This is a genomic window from Glycomyces xiaoerkulensis, from assembly GCF_002798405.1.
Lineage (GTDB): Bacteria > Actinomycetota > Actinomycetes > Mycobacteriales > Micromonosporaceae > Glycomyces > Glycomyces xiaoerkulensis.
Map to the genome: position 1 here is coordinate 1 of NZ_PGGV01000021.1, position 3,769 is coordinate 3,769.

Here is a 3,769-nt window from a genome sequence, read left to right on the forward strand (position 1 = left end):
TTTCGTGTTGTGTTGTTTGGCGGTGTCCTGCTCTCCCACACCCTCGCGAGTGCAGTACCATCGGCGCTGGAAGCCGTAACGACCGGGTTCGGAATGGGACCGGGTGTGCCACTTCCGCTCTCACCACCAAACAAACCAGTGAGCCCCGCCCCCCTCCGGTCGGCCCCGCCCAGCGGGGCCGCCCGAGGCGGGCGGTGTGTTGCCTCAGAATCGCATAGCGTGCGTGAGCGCCCCCGTCCCCACCAGCGGAGACTGCGCAGGGCCCGCCTTTCGCGGGTTTGCTTGCATGTTGGGTTAAGTCCTCGGCGGTTAGTACCCGTCCACTCCACACCTTGCGGCGCTTCCATGTCGGGCCTATCAACCCGGTCATCTCCCGGGCGCCTCACCAACGGTTCGTTGACGGAGATCTCATCTGGAAGCACGCTTCCCGCTTAGATGCTTTCAGCGGTTATCGCTCCCGAACGTAGCCAACCAGCCATGCCCCTGGCGGGACAACTGGCACACCAGCGGTTCGTCCATCCCGGTCCTCTCGTACTAGGGACAGCCCTCCACCAAATCTCCAACGCGCGCGGCGGATAGGGACCGAACTGTCTCACGACGTTCTAAACCCAGCTCGCGTGCCGCTTTAATGGGCGAACAGCCCAACCCTTGGGACCAACTCCAGCCCCAGGATGCGACGAGCCGACATCGAGGTGCCAAACCATCCCGTCGATACGGACTCTTGGGGAAGATCAGCCTGTTATCCCCGGGGTACCTTTTAGCCGTTGAGCGACACCGCATCCGTACACCGGTGCCGGATCACTAGCCCCTGCTTTCGCACCTGCTCGACCCGTCAGTCTCACAGTCAAGCACCCTTCTACGCTTACACTCAAACACCGGTTTCCAACCGACGTGAGGGCACCATTGGGCGCCTCCGTTACCATTTAGGAGGCAACCGCCCCAGTTAAACTACCCACCAGGCACTGTCCCCCGACCCGATCCAGGGCCGCAGGTTAGAAGCCTCACCTGACCAGAGCGGTATTTCACCAACGCCTCGGCCGCCACTAGCGTGGCGGACTCCACGGCTCCCGCCTATCCTACACAAACCAGACAAAGCACCAATACCAAGCTATAGTAAAGGTCCCGGGGTCTTTCCGTCCTGCCGCGCGAAACGAGCATCTTTACTCGTACTGCAATTTCGCCGAGCATGTGGTTGAGACAGCGGAGAAGTCGTTACGCCATTCGTGCAGGTCGGAACTTACCCGACAAGGAATTTCGCTACCTTAGGATGGTTATAGTTACCACCGCCGTTTACTGGCGCTTCAATTCACCACGACACCCCGAAGGGCTGATGGATCCTCTTAACGTTCCAGCACCGGGCAGGCGTCAGTCCATATACCTCACCTCACGGCTTCGCATGGACCTGTGTTTTTAGTAAACAGTCGCTTCTCCCTGGCCTCTGCAACCCCCAACCGCTTCCGCCGGCTTCCGGCCACGACCGAGGGCCCTCCTTCTCCCGAAGTTACGGAGGCAATTTGCCGAATTCCTTAACCACACATCACTCGAACGCCTCAGTATACTCTACCTGACTACCAGTGTCGGTTTCGGGTACGGGCCGAGACACCACTCGCTAGAGGCTTTTCTCGACAGCACGGGATCACCGAATTCACCCTGACGGGCTACGCCTCAGCGCTCACCCCACATCCCCCCGGATTTGCCTGAGAGGACGGGCTACCACCTTACCCCGCCTGATCCACCAGACGGTACGGCTACCCCACTGCGTCACCCCATCACTACACTACACACGGCAGGGACCCCAACCAGCAACCAACACCACCACCACCGAAATGGCAGCGGCACCAGCAACCGACCGGTTAGCACAACCGCTATCGCGTCCATCGCGGCACTCGGGTACCGGAATATCAACCGGTTCACCATCGACTACGCCTCTCGGCCTCGCCTTAGGCCCCGACTAACCCAGAGCGGAACAACCGTCCTCTGGAACCCTTAGTCAATCGGCGCAGCTGATTCTCACAGCCGTCACGCTACTCATGCCTGCATTCTCACTCGCACCAAATCCACCAACACACCCCACAGGGCTACCTCACGGCTCGGCTTCACCTCTGGCACGACGCTCCCCTACCCAACACCGGACAAGCAAAACCTGCCCAGCGCTGCTACGGCTTCGGCGGTGTACTTCAGCCCCGCTACATTATCGGCGCGAAACCACTCGACCAGTGAGCTATTACGCACTCTTTCAAGGATGGCTGCTTCTAAGCCAACCTCCTGGCTGTCAACGCGACCCCACATCCTTTTCCACTCAGCACACCCTTAGGGGCCTTAGCCGGTAATCCGGGCTGTTTCCCTCTCGACCACCGATCTTCTCACCGGCGGACTCACTGCCGCACTCAACACCAGAGCATTCGAAGTTTAGCTGAGCTCAGTAACCGACACGGCCCATCACCCAACCAGCGCCCTACCACCCCGGTGCACCACACGACGCTGCACCTAAATGCATTTCGGGGAGAACCAGCTATCACGGAGTTTGATTGGCCTTTCACCCCTACCCACACCTCATCCCCCCAGTTTGCAACCTAGGTGGGTTCGGGCCTCCACGACCTCTTACAGCCGCTTCACCCTGGACATGGGTAGATCACCCCGCTTCGGGTCCACAACACACAACTCAACGCCCTCTTCAGACTCGCTTTCGCTCCGGCTCCCCCACACACGGGTTAACCTCGCTGCACATCACGACTCGCAGGCTCATTCTTCAAAAGGCACGCCATCACCCACCCGCAGCAGACGAATCCACCACACCGGGCTCTGACGGCTTACAGGCACATGGTTTCAGGCACTCTTTCACTCCCCTCCCGGGGTACTTTTCACCATTCCCTCACGGTACTCTCCACTATCGGTCACCGGACCACTTTAGGCTTACCAGACGGTCCTGGCAGATTCACACGAGACTCCACGAACCCCGCACTACTCGAGCACACAAGCCGCACCCAGCACATCAGCCTTCACCTACGGGACTCTCACCCACTCCGGCCGGCCTTCCCAGACCGTTCAGCTAACCAACACACCAGACACCTGCCCGCGGCAGCGGACAACGCCCATGCCTCACAACCCCGAGCCCGCAACACCTGCCGGCTATCACACGAACCCGGTTTAGCCTCCTCCGCTTTCGCTCGCCACTACTCACGGAATCACTCTTGTTTTCTCCACAGCAGGTACTAAGATGTTTCACTTCCCCGCCACACCACCGACTCCCCTATACATTCAGAAAGCGGCGACCGGGCACCAACCCGGCCAGGTTACCCCATTCGGAAACCCTGGGATCACAGCACAGTTGACAACTCCCCCAGGACTAACGCGGCCTCACACGTCCTTCATCGGCCATCCGGCACCAAGGCATCCACCATGCGCCCTACACAACTTAACCAACACCACAAACCACACCACCAGGGACACCAGCCCGAAAACGAACCAGCGCCCCAACCGAACCGCAGACCATCAACCCGAAGATCAACCACCCACAGCCCACACGGCAGCGCAGCCCTGTCAGTCAAGGCAGAAACAAAGACACTCACGCACACTATACAAATCTCAAACAACACACCAACCACACCCGACACGCACCGCGTGCCCGCAGCATGACCAGGCTCCGAGACCCATTGCCTCAGAACCCCAACAGGGTGCGAGACCCACCGGCAACCCCGCCGCGCCAACACGACCGAGCCCCCAGCAGGCCTCAAGGATGGAAAACAGCGCGCAGTCGACACACCAAAAA

Annotated in this window: 2 rRNA genes; both read right to left on the minus strand. The window is 59.9% G+C overall.

The annotated features are described in order from the left end of the window. Positions 1 to 14: 14 nt before the first annotated feature. Positions 15 to 131, minus strand: a 5S ribosomal RNA gene (gene rrf / locus CUT39_RS08320). Between the two features lie 159 nt (positions 132 to 290). Beyond that, positions 291 to 3,421 (minus strand): 23S ribosomal RNA (locus tag CUT39_RS08325). Positions 3,422 to 3,769: the final 348 nt, after the last annotated feature.